The 24166-nt window shown below is 64.2% G+C and carries 25 protein-coding genes; 12 read left to right on the forward strand and 13 right to left on the reverse strand.

Annotated elements, in window-relative coordinates:
• Positions 1–117 precede the first annotated feature (117 nt).
• Entirely contained in the window at positions 118–408 is a 291-nt protein-coding gene (locus tag ACWGTO_RS22890; protein WP_454577071.1) for a muconolactone Delta-isomerase family protein, read from the reverse strand.
• Positions 409–519: 111 nt separating this feature from the next.
• Between ACWGTO_RS22890 and ACWGTO_RS22895 the strand changes: the two genes are divergently transcribed.
• A complete protein-coding gene (locus tag ACWGTO_RS22895) occupies positions 520–1404 on the forward strand; it encodes a LysR substrate-binding domain-containing protein (protein ID WP_454577072.1) in 885 nt (294 codons plus the stop codon).
• Between the two features lie 46 nt (positions 1405–1450).
• On the opposite strand, the gene ACWGTO_RS22900 is transcribed toward ACWGTO_RS22895, so the two are convergent.
• A complete protein-coding gene (locus tag ACWGTO_RS22900) occupies positions 1451–2062 on the reverse strand; it encodes an LOG family protein (RefSeq protein ID WP_181059005.1) in 612 nt (203 codons plus the stop codon).
• 124 nt (positions 2063–2186) lie between these two features.
• On the opposite strand from ACWGTO_RS22900, the gene ACWGTO_RS22905 reads away from it, so the two are divergent.
• The 4 genes from ACWGTO_RS22905 to ACWGTO_RS22920 all read left to right on the forward strand — a co-directional run bounded on the left by ACWGTO_RS22905 (position 2187) and on the right by ACWGTO_RS22920 (position 6651).
• Positions 2187–3701 (forward strand): LysM peptidoglycan-binding domain-containing protein, encoded by a 1515-nt coding sequence (locus ACWGTO_RS22905; RefSeq protein ID WP_454577073.1) that lies wholly within the window; start codon positions 2187–2189, stop codon positions 3699–3701.
• A 217-nt stretch (positions 3702–3918) separates the two neighbouring features.
• The gene (locus ACWGTO_RS22910; RefSeq protein WP_454577074.1) at positions 3919–4254 is read left to right on the forward strand and encodes an ArsR/SmtB family transcription factor; all 336 of its coding nucleotides are present in this window, start codon (positions 3919–3921) and stop codon (positions 4252–4254) included.
• A gap of 27 nt (positions 4255–4281) precedes the next feature.
• On the forward strand, positions 4282–6162 hold the full coding sequence (locus ACWGTO_RS22915; protein WP_454577075.1) for an ABCB family ABC transporter ATP-binding protein/permease: 1881 nt from the start codon (positions 4282–4284) through the stop codon (positions 6160–6162).
• 141 nt (positions 6163–6303) lie between these two features.
• Entirely contained in the window at positions 6304–6651 is a 348-nt protein-coding gene (locus ACWGTO_RS22920) for an antibiotic biosynthesis monooxygenase (RefSeq protein WP_454577076.1), read from the forward strand.
• Here ACWGTO_RS22920 and ACWGTO_RS22925 read toward each other — a convergent pair.
• The gene (locus ACWGTO_RS22925) at positions 6630–7520 is read right to left on the reverse strand and encodes an SMP-30/gluconolactonase/LRE family protein (protein WP_454577077.1); all 891 of its coding nucleotides are present in this window, start codon (positions 7518–7520) and stop codon (positions 6630–6632) included. The two genes, ACWGTO_RS22920 and ACWGTO_RS22925, sit on opposite strands and share 22 nt — an antisense overlap.
• Before the next feature lie 239 nt (positions 7521–7759).
• Between ACWGTO_RS22925 and ACWGTO_RS22930 the strand changes: the two genes are divergently transcribed.
• A complete protein-coding gene (locus ACWGTO_RS22930) occupies positions 7760–9019 on the forward strand; it encodes a DMP19 family protein (protein WP_454577078.1) in 1260 nt (419 codons plus the stop codon).
• 10 nt (positions 9020–9029) lie between these two features.
• Here ACWGTO_RS22930 and ACWGTO_RS22935 read toward each other — a convergent pair whose 3' ends face one another.
• Positions 9030–9701: a lysozyme inhibitor LprI family protein gene (locus ACWGTO_RS22935; RefSeq protein ID WP_454577079.1), complete on the reverse strand. Its 672-nt coding sequence runs from the start codon at positions 9699–9701 to the stop codon at positions 9030–9032.
• Positions 9702–9711: 10 nt separating this feature from the next.
• Here ACWGTO_RS22935 and ACWGTO_RS22940 point away from each other — a divergent pair, with 10 nt between their 5' ends.
• The 3 genes from ACWGTO_RS22940 (at position 9712) to ACWGTO_RS22950 (ending at position 11969) form a co-directional block, all read left to right on the forward strand.
• Positions 9712–10665, forward strand: coding sequence for a phosphatidylserine decarboxylase (locus tag ACWGTO_RS22940; RefSeq protein WP_454577080.1), 954 nt, complete (start codon positions 9712–9714; stop codon positions 10663–10665).
• A 3-nt stretch (positions 10666–10668) separates the two neighbouring features.
• On the forward strand, positions 10669–11484 hold the full coding sequence (gene pssA, locus ACWGTO_RS22945) for a CDP-diacylglycerol--serine O-phosphatidyltransferase (protein WP_454577081.1): 816 nt from the start codon (positions 10669–10671) through the stop codon (positions 11482–11484).
• A 221-nt stretch (positions 11485–11705) separates the two neighbouring features.
• Positions 11706–11969: a hypothetical protein gene (locus tag ACWGTO_RS22950; RefSeq protein WP_454577082.1), complete on the forward strand. Its 264-nt coding sequence runs from the start codon at positions 11706–11708 to the stop codon at positions 11967–11969.
• A 52-nt stretch (positions 11970–12021) separates the two neighbouring features.
• Here ACWGTO_RS22950 and ACWGTO_RS22955 read toward each other — a convergent pair whose 3' ends face one another.
• Complete coding sequence (locus tag ACWGTO_RS22955) at positions 12022–14244, reverse strand: AMP-binding protein (RefSeq protein ID WP_454577083.1); 2223 nt, start codon at positions 14242–14244, stop codon at positions 12022–12024.
• Between the two features lie 260 nt (positions 14245–14504).
• Positions 14505–14912, reverse strand: a complete 408-nt coding sequence (locus tag ACWGTO_RS22960; RefSeq protein WP_454577084.1) for a tautomerase family protein — start codon at positions 14910–14912, stop codon at positions 14505–14507.
• 112 nt (positions 14913–15024) lie between these two features.
• Here ACWGTO_RS22960 and ACWGTO_RS22965 point away from each other — a divergent pair, with 112 nt between their 5' ends.
• Positions 15025–15888: a LysR substrate-binding domain-containing protein gene (locus ACWGTO_RS22965; protein ID WP_454577085.1), complete on the forward strand. Its 864-nt coding sequence runs from the start codon at positions 15025–15027 to the stop codon at positions 15886–15888.
• A 132-nt stretch (positions 15889–16020) separates the two neighbouring features.
• Here ACWGTO_RS22965 and ACWGTO_RS22970 read toward each other — a convergent pair whose 3' ends face one another.
• Positions 16021–16944 carry a DMT family transporter gene (locus ACWGTO_RS22970; RefSeq protein ID WP_454577086.1) on the reverse strand — a complete coding sequence of 308 codons (924 nt, stop codon included), beginning with the start codon at positions 16942–16944 and terminating at the stop codon, positions 16021–16023.
• A 370-nt stretch (positions 16945–17314) separates the two neighbouring features.
• Between ACWGTO_RS22970 and ACWGTO_RS22975 the strand changes: the two genes are divergently transcribed.
• Complete coding sequence (locus ACWGTO_RS22975) at positions 17315–17746, forward strand: nuclear transport factor 2 family protein (RefSeq protein ID WP_454577087.1); 432 nt, start codon at positions 17315–17317, stop codon at positions 17744–17746.
• A gap of 80 nt (positions 17747–17826) precedes the next feature.
• On the opposite strand, the gene ACWGTO_RS22980 is transcribed toward ACWGTO_RS22975, so the two are convergent.
• The gene (locus tag ACWGTO_RS22980; RefSeq protein ID WP_454577088.1) at positions 17827–19332 is read right to left on the reverse strand and encodes a S10 family peptidase; all 1506 of its coding nucleotides are present in this window, start codon (positions 19330–19332) and stop codon (positions 17827–17829) included.
• 139 nt (positions 19333–19471) lie between these two features.
• Here ACWGTO_RS22980 and ACWGTO_RS22985 point away from each other — a divergent pair, with 139 nt between their 5' ends.
• A complete protein-coding gene (locus ACWGTO_RS22985; RefSeq protein WP_454577089.1) occupies positions 19472–19978 on the forward strand; it encodes an OsmC family protein in 507 nt (168 codons plus the stop codon).
• Between the two features lie 51 nt (positions 19979–20029).
• On the opposite strand, the gene ACWGTO_RS22990 is transcribed toward ACWGTO_RS22985, so the two are convergent.
• The 5 genes from ACWGTO_RS22990 to ACWGTO_RS23010 all read right to left on the reverse strand — a co-directional run bounded on the left by ACWGTO_RS22990 (position 20030) and on the right by ACWGTO_RS23010 (position 24164).
• Positions 20030–20251, reverse strand: coding sequence for a hypothetical protein (locus ACWGTO_RS22990; RefSeq protein WP_023689120.1), 222 nt, complete (start codon positions 20249–20251; stop codon positions 20030–20032).
• A 136-nt stretch (positions 20252–20387) separates the two neighbouring features.
• A complete protein-coding gene (locus ACWGTO_RS22995; protein WP_454577090.1) occupies positions 20388–21017 on the reverse strand; it encodes a hypothetical protein in 630 nt (209 codons plus the stop codon).
• 79 nt (positions 21018–21096) lie between these two features.
• Complete coding sequence (locus ACWGTO_RS23000) at positions 21097–21852, reverse strand: SDR family NAD(P)-dependent oxidoreductase (protein WP_454577091.1); 756 nt, start codon at positions 21850–21852, stop codon at positions 21097–21099.
• A gap of 30 nt (positions 21853–21882) precedes the next feature.
• Entirely contained in the window at positions 21883–23364 is a 1482-nt protein-coding gene (gene purF, locus ACWGTO_RS23005; protein ID WP_454577092.1) for an amidophosphoribosyltransferase, read from the reverse strand.
• A 128-nt stretch (positions 23365–23492) separates the two neighbouring features.
• Entirely contained in the window at positions 23493–24164 is a 672-nt protein-coding gene (locus tag ACWGTO_RS23010; RefSeq protein ID WP_454577093.1) for a CvpA family protein, read from the reverse strand.
• Positions 24165–24166 lie beyond the last annotated feature (2 nt).

Here is a 24166-nt window from a genome sequence, read left to right on the forward strand (position 1 = left end):
CGATCACAGTCTGTCGATCAGCTTGCGGCATGCTCCCGGCGTCACAAAGCCTGCGTGGATCCGTCGCCAGACAGCCAGCGGCGTCGATTGCCGCCGGCCGCACTTGTCTGGGATCTCTCAGCGCTTGGGCCCAAACCCGGGGTAGGGCGCAAGCGGCACCACTGCGGCGATGTCCATCATCCCGGCCTTGACCAGTGGCAAGGTGGCGAGGTGGCCGCGCACGTCGGCGTCGCTGCCGGCTTCGAACATCATGCCGCTGCCCGGAGTGTCGCCGCGGTTCCACACCTGCCGCACAGCGCCCTCGGCATAGAGCGTGCGGCGCTGTTCGGCCTCGCCGGGCAGCAGCGGCGCGAAATCGGCGTCGCTGAACTTTTCGGTGTTGCGGGTGAGAAGGGCAAAGAACTGCATTTCTGTCTCCTGTGGTTTCGATGCCCAAACTATCGCTGCCGCTGGTCAGACAGTCCAAGACTGATTAGGCTAAAGTTGAGACCCTAAAGGACTTCATGCTTCGGAGAAAAAATGTTTGACCTGCGCCAGCTCCGCTATTTTGTCGCCGTGGCCGAAGCCGGCACTATCGGCCGTGCCGCGGAACTCCTGCACATCTCGCAGTCGCCGCTGAGCCGCCAGATCATGCAGCTCGAGGCGCAGCTTGGCATCACCCTGTTCGAGCGGGCCAAGCAGCGCGTTCACCTCAATGCCGAAGGCACGGCCTTTCTTGCCGAGGCGCAGGCGCTGCTTGCCAATGCACGGCGTCTGGAGGAGCTTGGCCGCAACCTTGCCAGCGGCGCTTTCGGGCGGCTCGCCATCGGTTATGTCGAGGGCGCCGTGCATGCCGGCGTTGTCAGCCGGATGCTGCGGCAGTTCCGCCGCGACCGGCCGGATTTTCATCTGCAGTTGAAGAACCAGCGTTCCGCGGTCCAACTCGAGGGGCTACGCCAGCGTTCGCTCGACCTCGGCTTCGTCTACGGCCCGCCCGCTGCCGACGATCCCGATCTTGCCGCCATGCTGGTCAAGCGCGAACCGCTGGTGCTGGCGATGCCGCAAAATGATCCGCTCGCCGCTATCGTCGACATCCGGCCCGACCATCTCGATGGCCGCGTCTGGATCACGGTGGTGCGCCAGCCCGACGACACCAACCGGGCTCAGTTCCTGGCTGCCTGCGCCAAGGCCGGCTTCGTGCCCGACATTGCCTATGAGACCGCTGATCCCCTGACCTCGCTCGGCCTGGTCAGCGCCGGGCTCGGCCTGGCGACGGTTCAGGCAAGTCTCCAGAGCGCTGCACCTTCGGGGATATCGTTCCGTGACCTGCCCTGGTTCGAGCGGACCGTCTCGATCCATCTGGCATGGCGACGTCAGGACAAGCGGGCGGTGATTGTGGATTTGAGGGAGGCAGTAGGGGAGTAGGGGATCTTCTAAACATACTCCCCTACCCCCCTATTCCCTTGCTCCCCTACATCTTGTCGATCACCGACTGCACGCCTTCCGTCGGCGCATCGACCGACGAGCCCGCCACCATGATGGCGGCGACGATGGCTTCGGGGTCTTCGACCACCAGCGGCTTGACCCGTTGCGCGGTGTGGATGAAGCCTTCGCTCGACATGTGGTCGAGCAGCGCCAGCATCGGATTCCAGAACCCTTTGACGTTGGCAAAGACGATCGGCTTGCGGTGATGGCCGAGCTGACCCCAGGTCATGACCTCGACGATCTCCTCTACCGTGCCGATGCCGCCCGGCAGCGCCACAAAGGCGTCGGATTTTTCGAACATCTTGTGCTTGCGCTCGTGCATGTTGTCGGTGATCAACAACTCGTCGAGCCGGTCAAGCGCGGTTTCGGTCGCCTCCTTGTTGATGAGGAAGCGCGGAATGATGCCCGTTACCTTGCCGCCGGCCTTGAGCGCGCCTTCGGCGACGGCGCCCATAATGCCTTTGGTTCCGCCGCCATAGACCAATCGCAGGCCGGACTTGGCGAGCGAGCGGCCAAGCAGGTGTCCGGCCTTGGCGTAGATTTCATCGCGGCCCGGAGACGAGCCGCAGTAGACGCAGACGGATCGAATCGTGTTCATGCGTGATTGGTGATTGGGTCTGAATGCGGGGTCAAGCCCCAGAGGCTGACAAGCCCGGGCTTTTTCTTGTCGGTTCCGGCAAAACACGCTAGACCGGCGTTAGGTGGCTAAGGGGCAGGGGAATATGGCTATTAATCCATTGAAGGCGTTTCTGTTCGCGGCGGGTGGGACCGTCGCGGTCGTGGGAACCGCCTATGTATCGGGCGCACTCGACTCGTATCTCAATCCCACGCCGCCGGCGGAGATTGCGTCGCTGACGCCGCCGGCTGACAAGCCGGCCGATTCAGGGACCGAGGGAAGGCTGCCGCCGGCGCCTGCCGCGCCCACCGATGCCAAGGCTACGCCGGCCCCTGCCGACGCAACGGCTCCAGCCACAGAAGTTGCTGCGCCCGCTACTGCACCGGCTCTGGCCGGCCCGGTTGTGCCGAGCTTCGATGTCGTGCGCGTCGAAAGCAACGGCTCGATCGTCGTTGCCGGCAATGCCGCGCCCAATTCCAAGGTCGAGATCCTCAACGGCTCGACAGTGCTCGGCTCGACCGTCGCCGGCCCGGATGGCGCTTTCGTCATCGTCCTCGACGATCCGCTCAAGCCCGGCGACTATACGATCGCGCTGCGCTCAACGACAGGCGATGTCGTTACGCCTTCGGTGCAGACCGCCGTCGTTTCGGTTCCCAAGGACGCCGCCGGCCAGGTGCTGGCGATGGTCGAGGAGCCGGGCAAGCCGGCCGAGCTGTTGACCGTTCCGGCGCCTGAGACCAAGCCTGCGGCACCGGCTGCCGGCGATCAAGCCGCTGCTCCCGCTGCCGAGGCGCCTGCCGCGACCGCACCTGCCGCCCCGGCCGCGGTGGATGCCGCCGCAGCTCCCGCACCGGCGACACCGCCGGCTGCGGCGGTGGCCGAACCGAAGATCGTCGTCGAGGCGGTCGAGATCGACGGCAACAAGATCTTCGTTGCCGGTCTCGCCGATGCTGGCCGCAAGGTGCGCGCCTATGCCAACGATATCCTGCTCGGCGACGCGGTGACGTCGTCGGACGGCCATTTCCTGGTCGAGGCGACGCGCGACATTCCGGTTGGCAGCTACACCATCCATGTCGACGGTCTCGATGCCGACGGCGTGAAGGTGGTTGCCCGCGCCGCCGTGCCGTTCGAGCGTGAGCCTGGCGACACGGTCGCCGCGGTGGCACCCGCCGGGACCAAGCCAGCCGAGGCAAAGCCGGCCGCACCGGCTGCTGCCGAAGCGCCGGCCGCTCCCGCACCGGCTCCTGCCGCTCCGGCTGCCAGCGCACCCGCAGTAGCCGAGGCACCGGCGGCCCCGGCAGCGCCCGCTACCGAGGCTCCGGCTGTCGTTGCGGCAGCAACGCCCGACGTGCCGGAAACGGTGGCGCCGAAACTCGAACATGCCGACGGCGCCGTCATCATCCGCCGCAACGACACGCTGTGGCGGATTTCGCGGCGCGTCTACGGTCACGGCGTGCGCTTCTCCACCATCTATCTCGCCAACCAGGACCAGATCAGCGATCCCGACCGCATCTGGCCGGGGCAGGTGTTCAAGGTGCCGGAAAAGTCCAAGGAAGGCGAAGCCGCCGACCTCAAGGCAATGGGCGAGCAAGCGACGACAGCGCCGGGAAAGACGCAGTAGTTAAGTGATTAGCTAATCTCCCCGTGTGGGGGAAATGCCCGGCAGGGAAGAGGGGCGCGCTGTCCCACCGGCCTGTCATTGGTGCTCCCACTATCAGCTGGAGTCCGTTTTGCCGATCAGAAAGGTCGTGATCCTTCACGCCCCCTCTGGCCTGCCGGCCATCTACCCATCGGATTAGCTTGCCCCACCCCAGTTCATCGTCTATCGCCGATGAACGATGACACACTCCCTCTCCGAACAAGACCACGCAAACTGCGCACCGCCCGCCAGCCGCGCTGTCGCGGCTCGCTTCGCGGCACTCTCACACCCGGCGCGCATCGAGATCCTGAAACATTTGTCGGCCAGCAAATCCTGCTGCTGCCGCGAGGTTGTCGACCATCTCGATCTGGCGCAGTCCACCGTTTCCCAGCATTTGAAGATCCTGGTCGAGGCCGGCCTGGTCCGCTTCCAGCCCGACCGGCAGCGCTCGCGCTATGAGGTCGACCGCACAGCGCTCGCAGACGTTTCCGCATCGCTGACCGCGCTCGTTAATTCCTGCTGCTCCGGCCGCTGATCCGCTCTCACCCAAAAGGCAAGAAAAGTGGCAGAAAAAACCGTTTCCGATAGCTCGACCTTCGGCACCTTGCGCAATCTGTGGCCGTATATGTGGCCGGCCGATCGCGCCGATCTCAGAGCTCGCGTCACCTGGGCGACGCTGCTTCTGGTCGTCGCCAAGCTGACGCTGGTTGCCGGCCCGTATTTTTTCAAATGGGCGACCGATGCACTGGCCGGCGACGCCAAATCGCCGCCGCCGTTGCCGTCCTTCCTGCTGGCGCCGGTCATGCTGGTCGTCGCCTACAATGTCGTGCGGCTGGTGCAACTCGGTTTCAACCAGCTGCGCGACGCGCTGTTTGCCCGCGTCGGCCAGTATGCGGTGCGTCAGCTCGCTTTCCGCACCTTCGTCCACATGCATCAGCTGTCGCTGCGCTTTCATCTCGAGCGCCGCACCGGGGGCCTGTCGCGCATCATCGAGCGCGGCACCAAGGGCATCGAGACGATCGTGCGCTTCATCATGCTCAACACGGCGCCGACCATCCTTGAATTCGCCCTGACCACCGGCATCTTCGCCTACACCTATGGCTGGAAATATGTGGTCGTGGTGGCGATCACCGTCTGGCTCTATGTCTGGTTCACGGTGCGCGCCAGCGACTGGCGCATTTCGATCCGCCGCGACATGAATGACAGCGACACCGACGCCAACACCAAGGCGATCGACTCGCTGCTCAATTTCGAGACCGTCAAATACTTCAACAACGAGGCCATGGAGGCCGAGCGTTTCGACCGTTCGATGGCGCGCTATGAGATGGCGGCAACGCGGATCTGGACATCGCTCGGCTGGCTGAACTTCGGCCAGGGTATCATCTTCGGCCTCGGCACCGTCATCGTCATGTGCATGTCGGCGCTGGAGGTGCAGGCCGGCACGCAGAGCGTCGGCGACTTCGTCTTCATCAACGCCATGCTGGTGCAGCTTTCGGTGCCGCTCAATTTCATCGGCTTCATCTACCGCGAAATCCGCCAGGGCCTGACCGACATCGAGCAGATGTTCGACCTGCTCGACGTGCCGCAGGAGATCACCGACAAGCCCGACGCCAGGCCGCTTGCGGTCTCGGCCGGCAAGGTCGAGTTCCGCGACGTGCATTTTGCCTATGATGCCAACCGCAAGATCCTGAAGGGCGTCTCCTTCGAGGTGCCGGCCGGCAAGACGGTGGCCATTGTCGGCCCGTCCGGCGCCGGCAAGTCGACGATCTCCAGGCTTTTGTTCCGCTTCTATGACGTCCAGGGCGGCCAGGTGCTGATTGACGGCCAGGATGTCCGCGATGTGACGCAGCAGAGCCTGCGCGGTGCGATCGGCATGGTGCCGCAGGACACGGTGCTGTTCAACGACACCATCGCCTACAACATCCGCTACGGCCGCATCAGTGCCAGCGAAGCGGATGTCGAGAAGGCAGCCGAGTTGGCCCAGATCGGCCCGTTCATCAAACGCCTGCCGGAAGGCTACCGCTCGATGGTCGGCGAGCGCGGCCTAAAACTGTCGGGCGGCGAAAAACAGCGGGTGGCGATCGCCCGCACGATTTTGAAGGCGCCGCCGATCCTGATGCTCGACGAGGCGACCTCGGCGCTGGACAGCCACACCGAGCAGGAGATCCAGGCCGCGCTCGATCTGGTCAGCAAGGGCCGCACCACCATCGTCATCGCCCACCGCCTGTCGACGGTGATCACCGCCGACGAAATCATCGTGCTCAAGGACGGCCAGATCGCCGAACGCGGCACCCATGCCGACCTTCTGCGCCAGCACGGCCTCTACGCCTCGATGTGGGACCGCCAGCGCGAAGCGACGGAAGCCGAGGAGAGGCTGCGTATTGCCAGGGAGAGCGACGAGCTGGGGGTGATTGTGAGACGGCGGACGTCGGAGGTGAATTAGGCGGCGGAGCGCTAATCTCCCCCACGAGGGGGGAGATCGAACATCGCCTCGATTTTCCCCTTGACCTCAACTTAGGTTGAGCTCGCAAACCGTTCTTGAGCCACCGCACAGCCATGTGTTCAAGAACGGAGATATTTTGAAATGGATAAACTAAATCAACAGTTTGCCGATGCAGCCGTATTCAGGGTCGACAAATTCATCGTGCCCGCCGAGGCGCGCGAGGAAATCCTGCGCAAGGTCAGGGCAACGCATGAATTGCTGCGCCTGCAGCAAGGCTTTGTCCAGGATTTCGTGCTCGAGCAGTTCTCCGGTCCTGGCGAGTTCAACCTCGTCACCATTGTCGAATGGCAAAACCAGGCGGCCGTCGACAATGTCGTGCCGATCGTCAAGGCGGCGCATGAGCGGGCTGGCTTCAATCCCCAGGAGACCATCGCCCGGCTTGGCGTGAAGGCCGATATCGCCAACTATCAGCGCTTGCCTGAAGTGTAAGAGGGCCAGCCCGTGCCGGGTGCTGGCGCTTCGACGCTGAGCACCTGGCCGGTGCGGGCCTCGCTGATCATGTTCTCGAAGCCGCGCCATTCGGCGGCGGCGATGAACAGTAACGTGCCGTCCGGCCCGCCAAGCATGCAGGCAAAGCAGCCTCGGTCGGCATTGACGGTCTGCAAGACCTCGCCACCTTCGCGCACCCGCACGCAACGCTTGTTGGGAACATCCGCATACCAGGCCGCACCTTCGGCATCGAGGCAGATGCCGTCGGGAAAGCCATCGAGATCGGCCCAGACACGGCGGTTGGAAAGGCTGCCATCGACAGCGATGTCGAAAGCGGTCAGCCGGTTGGCATGCGATTCCGCGAGGATCAACGTGCTGTTATCCGGCGTCACGGCCATGCCATTGGCGAACGCGATGTTCTCGGCCACTTGCCGGACCTTGCCGTCAGGCGTGATCAGCACGACGGTGCCCGGCCCGAAATGCTCGCCCGCAGCCGGCGCCGGCCCGCCGCCATTGACATAGATGTTGCCGCGCCCGTCGACGACGATCTCGTTCCACGGGCCGTTCGACAGTTCTCTCAAATCGGCATGGGTGGCAAGCGTGCCGTCCGTTTCCTGCCGTAACAGGAGGCCGTCGCGCCCCGAGACAACGAGCAGCCGCCCGTCCGGCAGCCAGTCGATGGAATAAGGCAGGATCGCCGGAACGGTGAGCATCACCTCGCTCTTGCCTTTGCTATCCACCGCGACGATCTCGCCGGTGCCCCAGTTGCAGAGCCATAGGCGCCCCTGATGCCAACGCGGCGATTCCCCAAAAGCGAGGCCTTGTGTAATGACCTTGGCGTTCAAGGCGGCTGATTTCGAGGATGGCATCGCTGAATCCTTGGTTTGTCGCCTCATCGCAATTCACTCTTGTTGCGAAGGGCTTTCCTGCCAAGGACGTCTGAACGCACGGCCACCCGACATGTCGTCGACAATTTGAGCAGGTCATCGTGCGGATGTCTCCGGCACTCTGATCAGATCAGATCGCCTTTCATCCTCAAGGGCAGCTGATATTGTTGCGTTGGAAGTAGGCCGGTCCGCCCAAGATTTGCGGCCAGGAGAGTATTTCGATGTTCGGATTTTTTTCCCGCAAATCCAAAAGAACGCCTGAGAAGCCGGCATCAAATTCTGAAAAACAATTGAAGTTCGACCCGCCCTTGCGGGTTGTGGCGCCGCGTTCGAACGTCGAGGAGGCCGGTGAAGAGCCGTTTTTTCTCGTCTTCGCTGTCATGCAGTTCGTCACAGCGATGGTTTCCAAGGGACTTTATCGTTATCCCGAAATCGACCCCAAGGCGATGCAGGTCCTTCATGCCGACGCGTACTCTTCGGAGGTAAAGAACGGCGGCCATAGTCAATTCATCCACAATGCCGGGCAGGAAATCGGTGCCATGATTGCCAACGCACGGGCCGGACTCATTGCTTGTGGCGCGAAGGGCCAACTTGCAACTCTGGAAAAGATGTCCGGCTGGATTGTAGACCATCCCGACGAGGCCTCCGAGCAGACGGGCTTCGAGGATGGACGAGATGATTTTCTCGATACACTTGATCATGCGTTCTACGATGCTGATGAGGCCGCGCCCATGGAGAACCTTTTGGCGCGCTGGATTGCGTCATGGCCTGATCTGCAAATTGTCGATAATGACGACTACGAGGATGCCATACGGCGGTTGATGATCGCCAATCCGCAACGCGAAGGCAGGCTTCTTCATAAGTCCGTTGGCAAGTTGGCAGGCCAGATGATCTTGAGCAGGCGCGATGTCGGGGCCGGCCTTGCCTGCGCGAAAATCGCGCCGCCTGAAGTCAAGATGGCGTTCGGCATGGCAAGGATGCTGAATGTAGAAGGGGAGAAACAGATGGTTTTTCAACTTCAGACCAGCGCCAAGAAAACCCGACTGTGCAGTGCGATAGAGACACACGTCACAGTCTACGACTACATCGCTCCAGAAGAGTCACCTGTCAGCCTGCCAGGCGAGAACCCGCTAGGGGCCAACGCTCCGAGTGTAGGCGCCAGGCTTGGCCGTGCTGAGGAGCCCGAGATTACCACGGTCATCGAGTTGGCGGAACAATACCATGCTCCCGCTGCCGTCGACCTCCTGCTCCGCAAGGCAGGGTTCGATCCGGCGGATGCTATCGTTTCGGCGAACTCGGTGGTGCAAAAGGAGGAAGGAGCAATCGTGAATTGGGTCGTGCTGGCGTCAGGCCAGGTCTTCCTCTTCCAGTCGTCGCCGAACGGCGGTGTGCTCTTGCGCGGCAAGGACGATAAAAGCGTCGCTGAGGCCGCTATGGCTGAACTCGTTGAGCACTTTGATCGCTCAGCTGCGGCGGGCTAACGACCGGAGCCTACTCCTTCTCCGTCAGGAAGAATGTGCCGTCCGCATGACCGTTGGCGCCGCATGATGGCGGCTCGGATCTGTCGTCCTTGCCGGTGCCGCTCTGCTCGACGACGAGCGCATCGCCGTTGCGGCGAAAGGTGAAGACGAACCCGGTCGGTTTGTCGTTGTCGTCGGTGTCTTTGAGCCGAAGCGTCTTGCGGTTGGCAACTGTGCCGTCGATCTCGCACGACCCACTTCCTGAGACCGGATTGGAGACGACATCTTCCGAGATCTCGACCTTGTCTCCGCCCGCTGCCTTGATCTCGACCGAGCCGCGCACGCTGCTCCATGTGCCGATCAAACCTGCATCCGCCGGCTTGCGGATGCCGGCCAGGAAGGTCGCGCGGTCATGCAGGAATTCGCCGAGATCGAAAGTCTGCTGCTGCTTGGGCGTGTTCTCGTTGAAGCCGGCGATCTGGTCGCGATACACGATGAAGTCGCTCTGGTCGTCCCGCAGCGCCTTGCCGGCAGGAGTATCGAGCATCTTCAGCAGCGCGGCATAATTCTTCGCCACATCGGCATCGGCTTGCGCCAGAGCCGCGTCGGCGCAAATGGCCTTTTCCGCCACGCTGGCGGCCTTGGCGCAGTCGAAGGACGGCTTGCCTTGCGCCGCTGCATGGGCTGCCAGCAGTGTGGTCAAAACGGCACCGATGGCTGCCGATCGCGCGGCAGTGTGGTGCGCTTTCCGTGATTTCGGCATCATTGGCAGTCGGCCTTTTCGCCGCGCACTGAGCCAGCGGTGGCTTGAATTCTGGCGGCAAAGCCGCCGACAGGCAAGCACGTCGCCGTTGCTGCCGGCCGTGGCCAATGCAGCCTTGGCCAATGTTGCGTTGCGACGGCGGAGCCTTTCCGGTATTGAGGCCGGACCTGAAACAGGGACCGCCCCAGCCCATGAGCTCCACCAAATGAGCCTAGTCGACTCGGTCAAGAATGCTTTCGTCCCGATCCATCGCGAGGGCTATCCGTTCATCGCCGCCTTTGGCGCCGGCACGCTGTTCCTCGGCTATTTCTCCTCGGTGCTGTTCTGGGTCGGCCTGATCCTGACCGCATGGTGCGTCTACTTCTTCCGCGATCCCGAGCGCGTCACACCGGTCGACGACCGGTTGGTGGTCAGCCCCGCCGACGGCATTATCTCGGCGGTCGGGCCGGCGGTGCCACCGCGCGAGCTCGGCCTTGGCAACACCGAAATGACCCGCATCTCGGTGTTCATGAACGTGTTTTCCTGCCACGTGAATCGCGCCCCGGTGCGTGGCCGCATCACCAAGATCGAGCACCGGCCGGGCAAGTTCCTCAACGCCGAACTCGACAAGGCAAGTTCGGAAAATGAGCGCAACGGGCTGGTCATCGACAGCCCCAACGGCACCGTGGTCGCCATGCAGATCGCCGGCCTGGTGGCGCGGCGCATTGTCTGCTGGGCCGAGAGCGGCGGCTCGATCGCCATCGGCGAACGGTTCGGCCTGATCCGCTTCGGCTCGCGCGTCGACGTCTTCCTGCCTTCGACCGCCGTGCCGCGTGTCGCCGTCGGCCAGACGGCGGTCGGCGGCGAAACCGTGCTCGCGGAATTCGGCGGCATCGCCGCAACCCCGCTCGTCAGGATCTCGTAAGCGGTGGGCGCGCCGTTCAAAAAATTCGAGGCTCACGGCAGCGGCGGCCCGCGCATCCGCGAAATCCCGATGCGCATGGTGCTGCCCAATCTGGTCACCGTGCTTGCCATCTGTGCCGGCCTGTCCGGCATCCGCTTCGGCTTCGAAGGCCGCTTTGAGCCGGCAGTGGTGATGGTGCTGCTCGCCGCCTTCCTCGATGGCATAGACGGGCGCCTGGCGCGCATGCTGAAGGCGACATCCAAATTCGGCGCGCAGATGGATTCGCTGGCCGACATCGTCAATTTCGGTGTCGCGCCCGCTTTGGTGCTCTATGCCTTCCTGCTCGACCGCGCGGGATCGCCGGGCTGGATCGCGGTGCTGTTGTTCGCCATTGCCTGCGGCTTACGGCTCGCGCGCTTCAACGTGCTCGACGAGGAGCATGATCGCCCGATCTGGCAGAGCGAATATTTCGTCGGCGTGCCGGCGCCGGCCGGCGCCGTGCTGGTCATGCTGCCGCTTTACCTGTCGTTCCTGCGCGTTGGCGTTGAGCCCAGCCGTACCGCCGCCTTCGTCGCCAGCGGCTTCACCATCCTGGTCGCCTTCCTGCTGGTCAGCCGGCTGCCGGTCTATTCCGGTAAAAGCCTGAAAGTGCCGGGCGACAAGGTGCTGCCGATCATCCTCGCGGTCGTGCTCTACGTGCTGCTGCTGATGACCTATCCCTGGTACACGCTGACCGCCTCGGTCGCCGGCTATCTTATCTTCCTGCCCTTCAGCGTGCGCGCCTATTCCAAGCGCGCCAAGATCGAGGGCGAGAAGGTGCCGCCTTCGGATATTGGCTGACAGGATCTGCCGCCATTCGCTACCGGCGGTCACCTGGCTTTCTGCGCTTGCCGCATGACACCCGAACCGTCGGAACCTGTCGGCCGTGCTGATCGTTATGTCCCTCAGCGGGCGATAGGGATCCGAACGGCGAGGCGCGGCCTCGCCCGACGCCTTCGCGGCCAACTTGCATTCGCAGCCAACTTGCATCAGGCGCAGGACCTGAAGAAAGCGAGGCGAAAATGGCTGTCATTCTCATCGGTGCTTTGCTCACTGTCGCTGGTGTTGTGTACATGGCCGGCGCCGTACTCAGGCGCGGGCGGCTTAGCGATCCAGCGCCCGTTTCCGCGACGCCGGATGCCCCCACGCCGAATCTCGCAACGACGGGCCCGACACTTGAGCCACGGCGGCGTGGGCTCGGATTCCTCGGTCTATCGCAGAACTGGCCGGGCCTGCTGATGATGGCGGTCGGCGTCATTCTGCTGTTGTCGTGGATGGTTCTCTAGAGCTTCGCTCCGCTCCGGGTTCGGTACGAATACTCGACGACGTCCGCAAGCCTCAAGCCGCAGCGCTGAGCCCCAGCTTTTCGATCGCCAGCTTTCGCGTCGAGACGTAATCCGTCTTGCCGGAGCCCAGCACCGGAATCTCGCCGACCTTGACGATGTCGTTGGGCACCATCAGTTCGGCCGCACCGGCCTGCTTGCCGAACTTGCGTAGCTCTTCCGGATCGGCGTCGCCTGCGGTGGTGACCAGCACGATGCGCTCGCCGCGCCTCTTGTCGGGCACTGCCACCGCGGCGTGGCGCTCTTCCGGCCATAGTGACTGCACCAGCATCTCGACCGCGCCGAGCGACACCATCTCACCGGCGATCTTGGCGAAGCGTTTTGCGCGGCCGCGAATGGTGATGAAGCCCTCGCGGTCGACCGAGACGATGTCGCCGGTGTCGTGCCAGCCGTCCAGCGGCTGCAATTCACCGGGGCGGTCGGCCGTCATGTAACCCATCATCAAATTCGGCCCGTGGAGCCACAGGCGGCCGGCATCCTCTATGCCTTCGACGGCTTCGAGCTTCATGCGCACCGCCGGCAGCGGCCGCCCGACCGTGCCGTCGCGGCCATGAATGGCGGTGTTGACGGCGACCACGGGGGCGGCCTCGGTCAGCCCGAAGCCCTCGATGATTGAGGCATCGAAGCGCTCGCGGTAGACGCGGCGCGTCTCCGGCTTTACCGCCTCGGCACCGGCAACGACAAAACGCAGGCTCGAGAAATCGCCATCCTTGGCGGTGCGCGCATAATTGGCGAGGAACGTGTCGGTGCCGAACATGATCGTCGGCTTCACCTTGCGGGCGATCTCCGGGATGATCTTGTAGTGCAGCGGCGAGGGATAGAGGAACAGCTTTACCCCGCTCACCAGCGGCAGGATGGTGCCGCCGGTCAACCCGAAAGAATGAAACACCGGCAGAACGTTGAGCAGGATGTCGGACGGCGAGATGGTGATGCGCGCCTCGGCCTGCATGGCGTTGGCGTGAAGATTGCGGTGCGACAGCACCACGGCCTTCGGCGTACCTTCCGAGCCCGAGGTGAACAGGATCACCGCCGGCTTGGCCGCGTCCTGCCGCTGCAGCGGAATACGCCACAACGCGGCGGCCGCGAGCTTTTCCAGCGCTGTGACGCTTGCGCGGACATCCTCCAGCCACAGCATTTTGGCGCCGCCGGCCTCGACCGCGGCGATGATGTCAGCAATCCCGGCCTTCTCGACGAATGCGCGCGAGGACACCACCGTTCGGATCACAGCCGTGCGCACCGCGGCGGTCACGCTCGCCGGCCCGGCGGTGTAGTTGATCATCGCAGCTACGCGGCCAGCTGACATCAGGCCGACAAAGGACAGCACCACGCCATTGGCGTTGGGCAGCAGCACCCCGACTGCTTCGCCGGGTGCCGTTGTAGCCTCAAAGCGGCGGCCGAGCACGCGCGCGCCGATGAACATTTTTCGATAGCTGAGCGAACCGCTGATCACGTCCTCGATGATCGGATGCGAGGCGCCGGTGCGATCGGCTGCATCGCGCATGGCCAGGAACAGGCCGCGATCGAGGTTGCTGCCGTAGAGCCTGGCCTCGGCGATGCGGTCGAACAACGCATTGGTGTTGGAAGCCTGATCGGGATTGCGCGCCAGCAGCTCGGCAATCGTCATCGGCTCCAGCACACTGATCGACAGTTTCGGGAACCAGTGGCGGGGCGCCCGGTCCCTTGGCGTCAAGGACACCGGCAGGTCGCGCGCGCCGGCGACGAAGATCGGCACGATGCGGGCGTCGGCCTGCATGGCAATGCGGGTGACGGCGCGGAAGAGGCGAAATGACTTCACATCAGGCTCGACGTCGTCGGGCAGATAGACGGCAAGTCGGCCTTTGCCCTTCAGCACCCTGACCAGCCGCCGGCTGACGAATAGATGCTCGGCGTTGAAGGCGATGGTGCGGCCAAGCTCGCGCCACGGCTCCAGCCAGGGCGAACGCGCAGAGGCCTCGTCGAGAATGTGCAGCGTGTCGTCGGGCAGCAGCGACAGCATCAGCGCCGGCTCGATGCGAGACTGGTGCGAAACCACATAGATCACCGGTGTCGGCGCATTGCGCGCAATGCGGATGCGCCGGTCTTCGAGCCGGTAGGCCAGCTTGAACGGCACATAGAGCAGCGCCTGGGCGAAGCGCAGGTCGAGGCGAATGGTCTCGATCGCGCCTATCAGCAGCCAGGCCAGCACGAGGCCTGCAAGCAGCGCCAGTGTCAGGATCATGCCGCGTCTCTCCCAACGTTCCGGTATCGCGGCTCTCCGTCCGCTTCGCAGGAGAGGGTAACGCAATGGGGGGCAAGGTCAATGTAGAGCTCGACGCTCTCTTCCTTCCCCCCTTGTGGGGGAAGGTGGATCGGCGCGTAGCGCCGAGACGGATGAGGGGTGTTCCAGGGAACGCCAACGTCTCACTCCGCTGGAACACCCCTCATCCGACCTCGCTTCGCGAGGCCACCTTCTCCCACAGGGGGAAGGGGAGGATAGCGCTATGCCGCCTTCAGCCGCCCGCTGATGAACCGGAACTCCTGGCTCTTGCCGCCATAGCTATAGGCGGCGGCCGGAACTTCGTGCACGAAGGCATAGCTCTCCTCATGCACGCCGCCCAGCAATCGGCCGAAAGCTTCGAAGATCGCCTTCAGATAGGCCTCGAGCTCCAGCTTGGTGTTGGTGCCGTCGACCACCTTGATGTCGAGCCAGAAGGTGTTGGCGCCATGCTCGGCCAGCGACTTGCCACCGGCGAACCAGTGCTGCGGGTCGACATAGCTGACGGCGACGGCGGTGATCGTCGGGTCCTTGCGCAGATGCGTTGCGGTCAGGTCGGTGATTTCCCTGGCAATCGTCGCGGACAGCTTGGCGTCGGGTTTGCCGGTGACGCTGATGTTGATGATCGGCATTTTTCTCTCCTTTGGTTGAGCGGCGTCTGTTTGCCGTTGAAGAGACCATGTCATGATGGTTGGATCAAAAAAATCGAATTGTTTGGAATAGAAGGTTCTGTATTATCGAAGTATGCAAGCGCTCGAACCCGATCTCCTCAGAACCTTCCTCGCCTTTGTCGATGGCGGCTCGCTGGCGCAGGCCGCGTCCGCTGTCGGCCGCTCGCCTTCCGCGGTGACGGCGCAGATGCAGCGGCTGGAGGAGATCGTCGGCGAAGCGCTGCTGGTGGCGCGGGGGCGTGGGCGCGGACTGACACCGGCCGGCGAGGATCTGGTCGGCCATGCCCGTCGCATCCTTGCCGTCCACAGCGAGGCTTGGCTGGCGCTGAAGGGCGCACGCGCCGCCGGCCGTGTCGCCATCGGCACGACGCAGGATTTCGCCGACAGCGGCCTGCCGGAGCTGCTCAGGGCCTTTGCGACCAGCCATCCGCGCGTCAGGATCGAATTGCGCGTCGGTCGCTCGGCTGAGCTTGGCGAGGCGCTGCAGGGCGGTCAGCTCGATCTGGCCATCATCATGCGCAAAACGCCCGCCAATGACGAAGTCGGGCTGTTCAGTGAGCCGATGCTGTGGCTCTGCTCGCAAAAGGGACTGGCCGCGCGAGAGGAAGAGCTGCCGCTGGCACTGCTCGATCCCTATTGCGGTTTTCGCGAGGCCGCCCTTGCGGCGCTGGATGCCGCCGGCCGCCGCTATCGCATCGCCGCCGGCAGCGCCAGCCTTGCGGGCTTGCGCACCGCGGTCAACGCCGGCATTGCGCTGACCTTGCGAACCGCCCGCTTCGCTCATTCCGGCATCGTCGAAGCGCCGCGCGACCTCGGCCTGCCGCCGGTGCCGACGGCACAATTCGCCATAAGGCTCGGTCAGGGCGCCGACCGGCCGGCACGCGATCTTGCCGCCTTGCTGAGCGACAACCTCGCCTTGCCGGGCGCTCCCAGCTGATTTGCAAAGAAAAAGCCGACCTTACGGTCGGCTTTAAGGAGGACGGGTCGAGGGGTTTGGGGGGACTTGGGGGGTGACCCGTCGCACATAAAATGCCTGACTCGAATGATGGTTCCATGACTTTGAAAATAATTATCGGGTTGCCGCACTTTTTCTCGCCACCAGCCAGTCGCGCCCCGCATGGGCAAACACGGCGCACAGCACGATGGCGCCGCCGATCAGGCTGGCGGCCGGCGGGATCTCGGCCAGAAACAGGAAGGCAAACAGGATCGCGAACGGCACTTCGGCCGAACCGAGCAGGCCGGATTCGGGTGCCGGGATGAGCCGCGAGCCTTCTGTCCACAGGATCGAGGCCAGCGCGAAGGAGCAGCCGAAGGCGGCAAGCAGCACCATATCGCGGGTCGAGACCGCCAGCGGATCGGTGACCAGCCAGCCGAGCACGAAGAGCAGGAAGGCCGACACCGCGCCGGCCCAGACGACGGGCGAGTCGCGGAAGGCGCGTACCATGATCATGTAGAGCGCGCTGCCGGCGGTCATCAAAAGCGCCAGCCCGTCGCCGAAGAGATGGCCGCTGCCGAGGCCGCCGCCAACCATGATGGCCACGCCGCAAAGCGACACGGCGGCGGCAAGCATCGTCTGCAGCCGGAATTTCTCCCGCACCAAAAGGAAGGCGAGCAGTGCCGCGATGAAGGGCGAGGTCGCGTAGATGACCGCGACATTGGCGACATAGGTGTGTTTGAAGGCCGAGATGAAGGCGATGCTGGCGGCCGCTCCTTCGACCGCGAGCAGCCAGCCGCGCCAGCCGAGCCGCAGGCTTTCGCTCCCGCCCGAGCGGCGGCGCCGCCAGAACACGTAGAAGCTTATCAGGATCGAGCCGACGAAGCCGCGCCAGCATGTGATGGTCAGTGGATCGGCATTGATCGACTTGGTCAGCACGCCGGTGAGCGCGAAGGCGACGGCCGAGGCCGACACCAGCATGATGCCAAGCGTGCGCTCGGCGGCGATGCTGGCCGTGTGATGCATGAGCGTGTCGGGCTCGCCGGGAGAATCCGTCATGTCACCAGACTAAGCTTGCGATCCTGACACCTTGCCGTCAGGAGGGTGTCATCATTCCATGGCACAGCCAGCACGCCTCTGCGCCAGCTTCGGGCTTGCGTTGGGGCAGGGGCCGGCGGCCCGCATTCGCCTGAGGCTTACAAAGGACTTGCACGACCAAAAGCCACTTAGCAGTGGTCGCTGACGCTATTACGCGAGGAGGCGAACGCGCAGGTTAGGCGTCTTGCAATGCTGGACGACCATAGCCCAATCAGGTAATTTTGAGGCTCGCGGATTGATCTTTGAGGCTCGCGGATTGATCGGCGTGGCTCACCCCGGCGCGGACTACGGAGAGGGCTCGCTGATGCATGTGCTGCATCCGGGAGTTTCGATGACTGAAGTGATCGATCGACTGGTGACGGCGATGAACGCGCATCATCTCGACGCCGTCACCGCTCTTATCCACGAGAACTATCGGAGCGTACAGCCGGCGCACCCGGGCAGAGCCTTCGTCGGGCGCGACCAGATGCGCGCCAACTGGGAGGCCATGTTCACCGGAATACCTGACTTCCACGCAACGGTCACGCGCTCGGTCCAAGACGGTGAAACGACCTGGATCGAATGGCATTGGTCAGGTACTCGCCGCGACGGGCAACCCTTTGAGGTGCGCGGGGTCACGCTGTTCGAGATCATCGACGGTCAGATTGCGGCCGGGCGACTGTATCTGGAGGACGTCGAGCGGCAGGTCGTCGGCATCGAAGACGCGGTTGAAGCCCTCTCCGGGCGCCGTCCGCCAACGGCCGGCAGTGGAACCGGTTCTTGACCTTACCACCGCGCCGCGGCGGAGACCGCCGATAGCTTCGCTGGGGCTATGCACTCAGAAGGGTGAACGGCTGCCACGGCCTACTGCGTTGCCTGGTAGAGCGCCGAAGCCGCGTCCTTCAGCGCGCGCCGGCCGTCCGGCCTGAAATACATCATGTGGCCGCCCTCGACGACGTCGAGACGGATAGGCTTGGCATTGGCGAGCGTCGGGAGTTGGTTCACCAGATAGCGCGAGGCCAGATAGGGCGTGACCAGGTCGGTGTAGCCGTTGACGATTACCACGCCGAGTGCCGGGTTCAGCGAACGTGCCCGCTGCAGATCGTCCATCACCCCGGCATAGCCTTGCCGCGAACCGCCGTAGTCCCAATTGTGGGTCACGTCGCCGTTGAGCAACCGGTAGCTGACATCGGTGCGAAAATTCAGCTCGCTGCTGACATAGCCGACAAAGGCCGAGGTCAACGCCGGCACGCTGCGGTCGAGCACCGGATCCGGGCCGGCGCTGCGAGCGCTCTCCGGCGCGATGTCGGCGGTGGCGACCGTGCCGTCATAGGGGCTGAGCACCTTGCCACCGGTGCGCTGGAATTCGCGCGCGAACAGGGCGGTCGGGATGCGGGCGAAATTGCGCTGCACGAGGTCGAGCGGCAAGCCGGTGATCTCGGCCACGCGCTGGCTGGCCAGTCGTCCGCCCTGTTCCAGCCCGCCGGTCAGGGCGGCGAGGTAATCGCCCAGCGCATACTTTTCGACCTCGGCGAGCTTTTCGCGCAGCGCCTCGCCGCCGACGCCTTCGCCGCGCAATCGCACCGCGGCCAGCGAGGGCAGTTCGAGCGCCCAATGCAGGGGCTGGAATTCATCTGGCAGCACCAGCGTGAATTCCAGCGCCGGCGAGATCAGCACAATACCGTTGGGGCTCAGGCCGACATCCTCCTGCAGGGTTCTGGCGAGAAGTGCTGCCCGGAACCCGCCATAGCTTTCACCGGCAAGGAAGAGCGGCGATCCGGTGCGGCCGTTCTGGGCGAGATAGAGCCGGATGAAGGCACCGATCGAGCTGGCGTCCTGGCTGATGCCCCAGAAGTCTTTGGTATCTTGGCCCGGCGCCTCGCGGCTGTAGCCGGTGCCGACCGGATCGACGAAGACGAGGTCGGTCATGTCGAGCCAGCTGTCGGGATTGTCGATCAGCTTTTGCGGCGGTGGCAGGAATTGGCCATCGGCGCCGGTCGCGATGACACGTGGCCCGAGCGCGCCGAGATGCAGATAGGCGGACGCCGCTCCGGGGCCGCCATTGAAGACGAAGGTGATGGGACGGGCCTTCTCCGCACCCGCCGCCGGCGGCAGCGTGTAGGCGACATAGAAGATTTCCGCCGTAACCTCGGCCTTGCCCGAAAGCAGCGACAGCGTGCCGGCCTTTGCCTGGTAGTCCAGCTTGCGTCCGGCAATGGTGATTGAATGGCTGGTCGTTTGTGGCGCCGGCAGCAGCGACAGCACCCCGCCGGTGGGTGCAGGACGCTCGGGCGTTTCGGCGAGGCCGGGCCCTATCAGTGCGCCAAGCAACAGGAGAATTGCAGGAATGAGCTTCAGCTTGGCACGCATGACACCTCCGGGAATGGCTCCCGCATAGGTATGGCCCAGGCGGTCGAAGTCAAAGTAACTCTTCGCGAACATCGTGGCCCCCCTGTCGCGCCGGCATATCAGTGCTATCAAAGCGCGACGGACTCGAAAGGACAGGACCATGGACGCCACCGCACTCAAGGCCATGCAGGCGCCGCTCAAGGAGGCCTATCGCGGCGACGCCGCGCAGGCGCTGATCACGCTTCGCGCCAAAGGTTCGATCGACGACCAAGCGATCGCCTGCAAGGTGGAAACCGGCAGGGCGCTGGCCGTGGCCGGCCTGCATCCGGCAACCGGCGGCTCCGGGCTCGAACTATGCTCGGGCGACATGCTTCTGGAGGCCCTGGTCGCCTGCGCCGGGGTCACGCTGAAGGCGGTGGCGACTGCGCTGGAGTTCAGGCTTGGCTCGGCCACCGTCGAGGCCGAAGGCGATCTCGACTTTCGCGGCACGCTGGGTGTGGCGAAAGATGCACCGGTCGGCTTCCGCGCCATCCGGCTGAATTTCGATCTCGACACCGATGAGCCGCAGGAGCGCATCGACGCGCTGATCAAGCTCACAGAGCGCTATTGCGTGGTCTTCCAGACGATCAACAGCAAGCCGGAGCTGACGGTGAGCGCACAGCGCTGACGTCGGCCATCTCCCCCACAGGTGGGGAGATCGCAGCTTCGGCCTCGCGCCCTACTGCGCCGCAGGCTCTTCCGCGTCGCCCTCATCGGTGAACGGCGAGGCGCTCGGCACGCAGTTCACCGCCCAGCCGGCCGGGGTCGGCTGCTTCTGGTATTCGGTGATGGCGTTGGTGCACTGTTCGCGGGTGTCGAAGGTGCTGGGCAGAACCACCATGCCGCCTTGCGGGCCGGCGATCACCAGGTACCAGACCAATGCTACGCTGGGAGCAGCCATGGGAATCCTCGCTTTGCTGGATGTCGGAGTCGGATCGACCCTAGCAACTCCCGGCTGATGGCGAAAGCAGGGCGACGGGGGAGGGACCTGCCGGATCATCACAGACCCGTGAACGGAACCGCTCCCCAGACGTCTCTCAATTCACCGCGAAGCAGTAGAACAGGCCGTCGCCGCCGGTGCCTTTCAGCGCCTCCTGGCTGCAGCCGCCGCGCGAGGCATGCGAGGAGTTCCAGGATTTCGCCGCCGCCGACTCATCGAGGCCGGTGCGGTCGTGATGGCCCATCATTGCCGCTCCTTCCGCTCCGCTCAAGGTCCAGTCGCCGCAGGTCTGGTCGGCGATCTTGGTGCCGTCGGGCTTCGAGCCGGTCAGTATGTCGTGCCGGTTCGGCTTGTCGCCGCGGCCATTGATCACTTCGCCCTTTTCGTTGAGCGCCGTCTGTTTGCTGATGGCATTGGCGTCGCTGTGCAGCGAGGCGACGTCATCGGCGATCTTTTCGCCCTTGGCATTGACCCACGGACCCTTGCCGATGCGGTCGCGCGCATCGACATCGGCGGTCGAGAGATAGGCGTGCCATTCCTTGCCGGTCACCCCCGCGGCTTCCGCCAGCGAGGCGCAATGCGCATCGGCGCCTTTGAGGCCGCCGAGATCGGCGCCCTTGCCGGAACCGACGCTGGTAACGAAGAAACTCATCTTGGCGTCTTGCGCAAGGGCTACGCCAGCTGTGGCGGCAATCGCAGCGGCGGCAACGAGAAGAAGTCTACGCATGTCGGTCCTCCGGTTTCGAATGTGCTACGTCAGAAGAAACGTAACTGGAGGCCTGTTTAATCCCGCTTCAGCCCAGCTTTTATTCCGGCTGCCGGTAGGCGACGAAGCGCTGCTGCCTAGCCAGGAAGATCAGCCCTGTCTCTTTCAACTCGGGGCTGGCCAGCGGCACGATCCGTTTGGCGATCTCTGAAGGATGCGGCAACTTTTCTGGATCCTCGCCGGGCGCCGCCTGCGCACGCATGGCGGTGCGGGTGGCGCCGGGGTCGACAGTATTGATGCGCAGCGGCAAGCTTTGCGTCTCATGCGCCCAGGAGCGCGCCATGGCTTCCACCGCCGCCTTTGATGCCGCATAGGGCGCCCAGAAGGCGCGTGCCGAATGCGCGGCCCCGGAGGACATGAGAATGGCGCGGCCGGCGTCGGACAGCCTGAGCAGCGGGTCGACCGAGCGGATCAGCCGCCAGGTCGAGATGACGTTGATGGTCATCACCTTCTCGAAGGTTTTTGCCTCGACATGGCCGATCGGCGAGATGACGCCGAGCACGCCGGCATTGGCCACGAGGATGTCGAGCTTGCCCCAGCGCTCATGAATGGCGCCGCCCAGCCGGTCTATGCCGGCCATGTCGGCAAGATCGAGCGGCACCAGCGTCGCTTCGCCCTTGCCGGTTTTGACGCGCTCGGCCTTGATCTGGTCGTCGAGCTCTTCCAGCCCGCCGACGGTGCGGGCAACGGCAATGACATGCGCGCCGGCGGCGGCAAGTTCCTTGGCGATGAAATAGCCGATGCCGCGCGAGGCGCCGGTAACGACCGCGACGCGGCCGGAGAGGTCGAGGGTCATGCGAGCGCTTTCAAGGATGTCAGTTGGGCTCTACGCCCCGTTGTTCGCCAGCAGCGACAGCGTGCGCACATTGTCGTGGCCTTCGAAGTCGAGCAGGCGGGTCGGGTACTGGCCGGTGAAGCAGGCGTCGCAGAATTGCGGCTGCTCATTGTCGCGGCCGGCCTCGCCGACGGCGCGGTAGAGCCCGTCAATGGTTAGGAAGCCGAGCGAATCGACACGGATGAATTCGGCCATTTCCTCGATCGACATGCGCGACGCCAACAGCTTCGACTTCTCCGGCGTGTCGACGCCGTAGAAGCACGACGCGCTGGTCGGCGGCGAGGCGATGCGCATATGCACCTCGCGAGCGCCGGCATCACGCACCATCTGCACGATCTTCTGGCTGGTGGTGCCGCGCACGATGGAATCGTCGACCAGCACCACGCGCTTGCCCTCGATCATGCGGCGGTTGGCATTGTGCTTGAGCTTGACGCCCATATGGCGGATCGAATCGCCGGGCTGGATGAAGGTTCGGCCGACATAGTGGTTGCGGATGATGCCGAGTTCGAAAGGGATACCGGCAGCCTGCGAAAAGCCGATCGCCGCCGGCGTGCCGGAATCCGGCACCGGCACGACGATGTCGGCCTCGACAGGGCTTTCCTGCGCCAGTTCCGCGCCGATGCGCTTGCGCACCTCGTAGACGTTGCGGCCTTCGACCGACGAGTCCGGCCGCGCGAAATAGACATATTCGAAGATGCAGAAGCGGGTCTTCTGAGGCTCGAACGGGAACAGGCACTCAATGCCCTTCGAGGTCACGACGACCATTTCGCCGGGCTTCAGGTCGCGCACGAAGCGGGCGCCGATAATGTCCAGCGCGCAGGTTTCGGAGGCCAGGATCCAGGCGCCGTCGAGGTCGCCGAGCACCAGCGGGCGGATGCCGAGCGGATCGCGGCAGCCGATCATCTTCTTGGAGGTCATCGCCACCAGCGAAAAGGCGCCTTCGACCTGGCGCACGGCATCGATGAAGCGCGAATTCAAATCGCGTTCCTTGCTGGTCGCAACGAGGTGCAACAGCGTCTCGGTGTCGGAGGTCGATGAGAAGATCGCGCCCTGCTTCTGCAGCGCGCGCTGCACAGTCATGGCGTTGGTGAGGTTGCCGTTATGGGCGACCGCGAAGCCGCCATCGGCGAGTTCGGCAAAGAAGGGCTGGATGTTGCGCATGCCGGCGCCGCCGGTGGTGGCGTAGCGTGTGTGGCCGATGGCGCGGTTGCCTTGCAGGCTGTCGATGACATGCTGCTTGGTGAATGTGTCGCCGATCAGACCGACATGGCGTTCGACATGGAACTGGGTGCCGTCATAGGAGACGATACCGGCCGCTTCCTGGCCGCGATGCTGCAGCGCGTGCAGGCCCAGCGTGACGATGGCCGCGGCGTCCTGACGGCCGAAAATGCCGAACACACCGCATTCGTCGTGGAAATGATCGTCTGCTTCGGCGGAAAGCACGTCGTCTGCGTCTGCCTTCGAAACTGCCATGGGGCTCAAGCTCCGCTAAAATGGCCATATAAGGCGATAGCGCCGTGAAAGCAACGCACGCCGTGCGCGGTTCACACCATAGTCAGCTCATAAATGGCGCCCGCCTGGTAGGCGCCATGCCGTTCAGTTCAGTTTGCCGGTGCGGCCGGCGCCGGAGCGGCGGGCTGTGCCGGCGCATTGTCGGCCGGAGCGTCGGTCTCGTCGTCGGGCGCTGGCGCGTCATCGCCGGTTGCCGGCGCATCCGCCGCCGGTGCATCGGCTGCCGGAGGCGTCTCGGGTGCTGCCGGCTGATTCGGGTTGAGCTTCTTCAGGATGGCGTTTTCCGGATCCTCGGGCAGCAGGCTTTCCAGCTTGGCGCCGATGGTCTCAAGCAGTGGCCTCGACTTGGCGTTGGCGACCCAGGCAGGCGCCTTGGCGCCGGCCAGCCAGTTGAAGAACAGAAGCGCCACCGCAACCACCAGGATGCCGCGCGCCGCGCCATAGAGAAAGCCCAGCGTACGGTCGAGCGCGCCGATCCTGGAATCGATGATCCAGTCGGCAAGCTTCATGGTGATGACGGATACGACGATCAGCGCGATGACGAAGACGATGCCGGCGGACGCCGCCATGGCGATCTTGTCGCTTTCGACATAGGGCTGAACGTAAGGCAGCACCGGCTTGTAGAAGAAGAACGCCGCCGCGGCGGCAGCGGCCCAGGAGACGACGGACAGGATTTCGCGGGACAAGCCGCGAACCATGGCGAGCATCGCCGAGACCAGGGTGAAGCCGACGAGAATTCCGTCAAGCAGCGTAATCGGCATGT

This window comes from Mesorhizobium sp. PL10 (genome assembly GCF_053714315.1).

Excerpts from the sequence above, each read along its gene's own strand:
- ACWGTO_RS22890 (WP_454577071.1), bottom strand. The coding sequence starts at position 408 with ATGCAGTTCTTTGCCCTTCTCACCCGCAACACCGAAAAGTTCAGCGAC.
- ACWGTO_RS22895 (WP_454577072.1), top strand. The coding sequence starts at position 520 with ATGTTTGACCTGCGCCAGCTCCGCTATTTTGTCGCCGTGGCCGAAGCC.
- ACWGTO_RS22900 (WP_181059005.1), bottom strand. The coding sequence starts at position 2,062 with ATGAACACGATTCGATCCGTCTGCGTCTACTGCGGCTCGTCTCCGGGC.
- ACWGTO_RS22905 (WP_454577073.1), top strand. The coding sequence starts at position 2,187 with ATGGCTATTAATCCATTGAAGGCGTTTCTGTTCGCGGCGGGTGGGACC.
- ACWGTO_RS22910 (WP_454577074.1), top strand. The coding sequence starts at position 3,919 with ATGACACACTCCCTCTCCGAACAAGACCACGCAAACTGCGCACCGCCC.
- ACWGTO_RS22920 (WP_454577076.1), top strand. The coding sequence starts at position 6,304 with ATGGATAAACTAAATCAACAGTTTGCCGATGCAGCCGTATTCAGGGTC.
- ACWGTO_RS22925 (WP_454577077.1), bottom strand. The coding sequence starts at position 7,520 with ATGCCATCCTCGAAATCAGCCGCCTTGAACGCCAAGGTCATTACACAA.
- ACWGTO_RS22930 (WP_454577078.1), top strand. The coding sequence starts at position 7,760 with ATGTTCGGATTTTTTTCCCGCAAATCCAAAAGAACGCCTGAGAAGCCG.
- ACWGTO_RS22940 (WP_454577080.1), top strand. The coding sequence starts at position 9,712 with ATGGCTGCCGATCGCGCGGCAGTGTGGTGCGCTTTCCGTGATTTCGGC.
- ACWGTO_RS22950 (WP_454577082.1), top strand. The coding sequence starts at position 11,706 with ATGGCTGTCATTCTCATCGGTGCTTTGCTCACTGTCGCTGGTGTTGTG.
- ACWGTO_RS22955 (WP_454577083.1), bottom strand. The coding sequence starts at position 14,244 with ATGATCCTGACACTGGCGCTGCTTGCAGGCCTCGTGCTGGCCTGGCTG.
- ACWGTO_RS22960 (WP_454577084.1), bottom strand. The coding sequence starts at position 14,912 with ATGCCGATCATCAACATCAGCGTCACCGGCAAACCCGACGCCAAGCTG.
- ACWGTO_RS22965 (WP_454577085.1), top strand. The coding sequence starts at position 15,025 with ATGCAAGCGCTCGAACCCGATCTCCTCAGAACCTTCCTCGCCTTTGTC.
- ACWGTO_RS22970 (WP_454577086.1), bottom strand. The coding sequence starts at position 16,944 with ATGACGGATTCTCCCGGCGAGCCCGACACGCTCATGCATCACACGGCC.
- ACWGTO_RS22975 (WP_454577087.1), top strand. The coding sequence starts at position 17,315 with ATGACTGAAGTGATCGATCGACTGGTGACGGCGATGAACGCGCATCAT.
- ACWGTO_RS22980 (WP_454577088.1), bottom strand. The coding sequence starts at position 19,332 with ATGCGTGCCAAGCTGAAGCTCATTCCTGCAATTCTCCTGTTGCTTGGC.
- ACWGTO_RS22985 (WP_454577089.1), top strand. The coding sequence starts at position 19,472 with ATGGACGCCACCGCACTCAAGGCCATGCAGGCGCCGCTCAAGGAGGCC.
- ACWGTO_RS22990 (WP_023689120.1), bottom strand. The coding sequence starts at position 20,251 with ATGGCTGCTCCCAGCGTAGCATTGGTCTGGTACCTGGTGATCGCCGGC.
- ACWGTO_RS22995 (WP_454577090.1), bottom strand. The coding sequence starts at position 21,017 with ATGCGTAGACTTCTTCTCGTTGCCGCCGCTGCGATTGCCGCCACAGCT.
- ACWGTO_RS23000 (WP_454577091.1), bottom strand. The coding sequence starts at position 21,852 with ATGACCCTCGACCTCTCCGGCCGCGTCGCGGTCGTTACCGGCGCCTCG.
- purF (WP_454577092.1), bottom strand. The coding sequence starts at position 23,364 with ATGGCAGTTTCGAAGGCAGACGCAGACGACGTGCTTTCCGCCGAAGCA.
- ACWGTO_RS23010 (WP_454577093.1), bottom strand. The coding sequence starts at position 24,164 with ATGCCGATTACGCTGCTTGACGGAATTCTCGTCGGCTTCACCCTGGTC.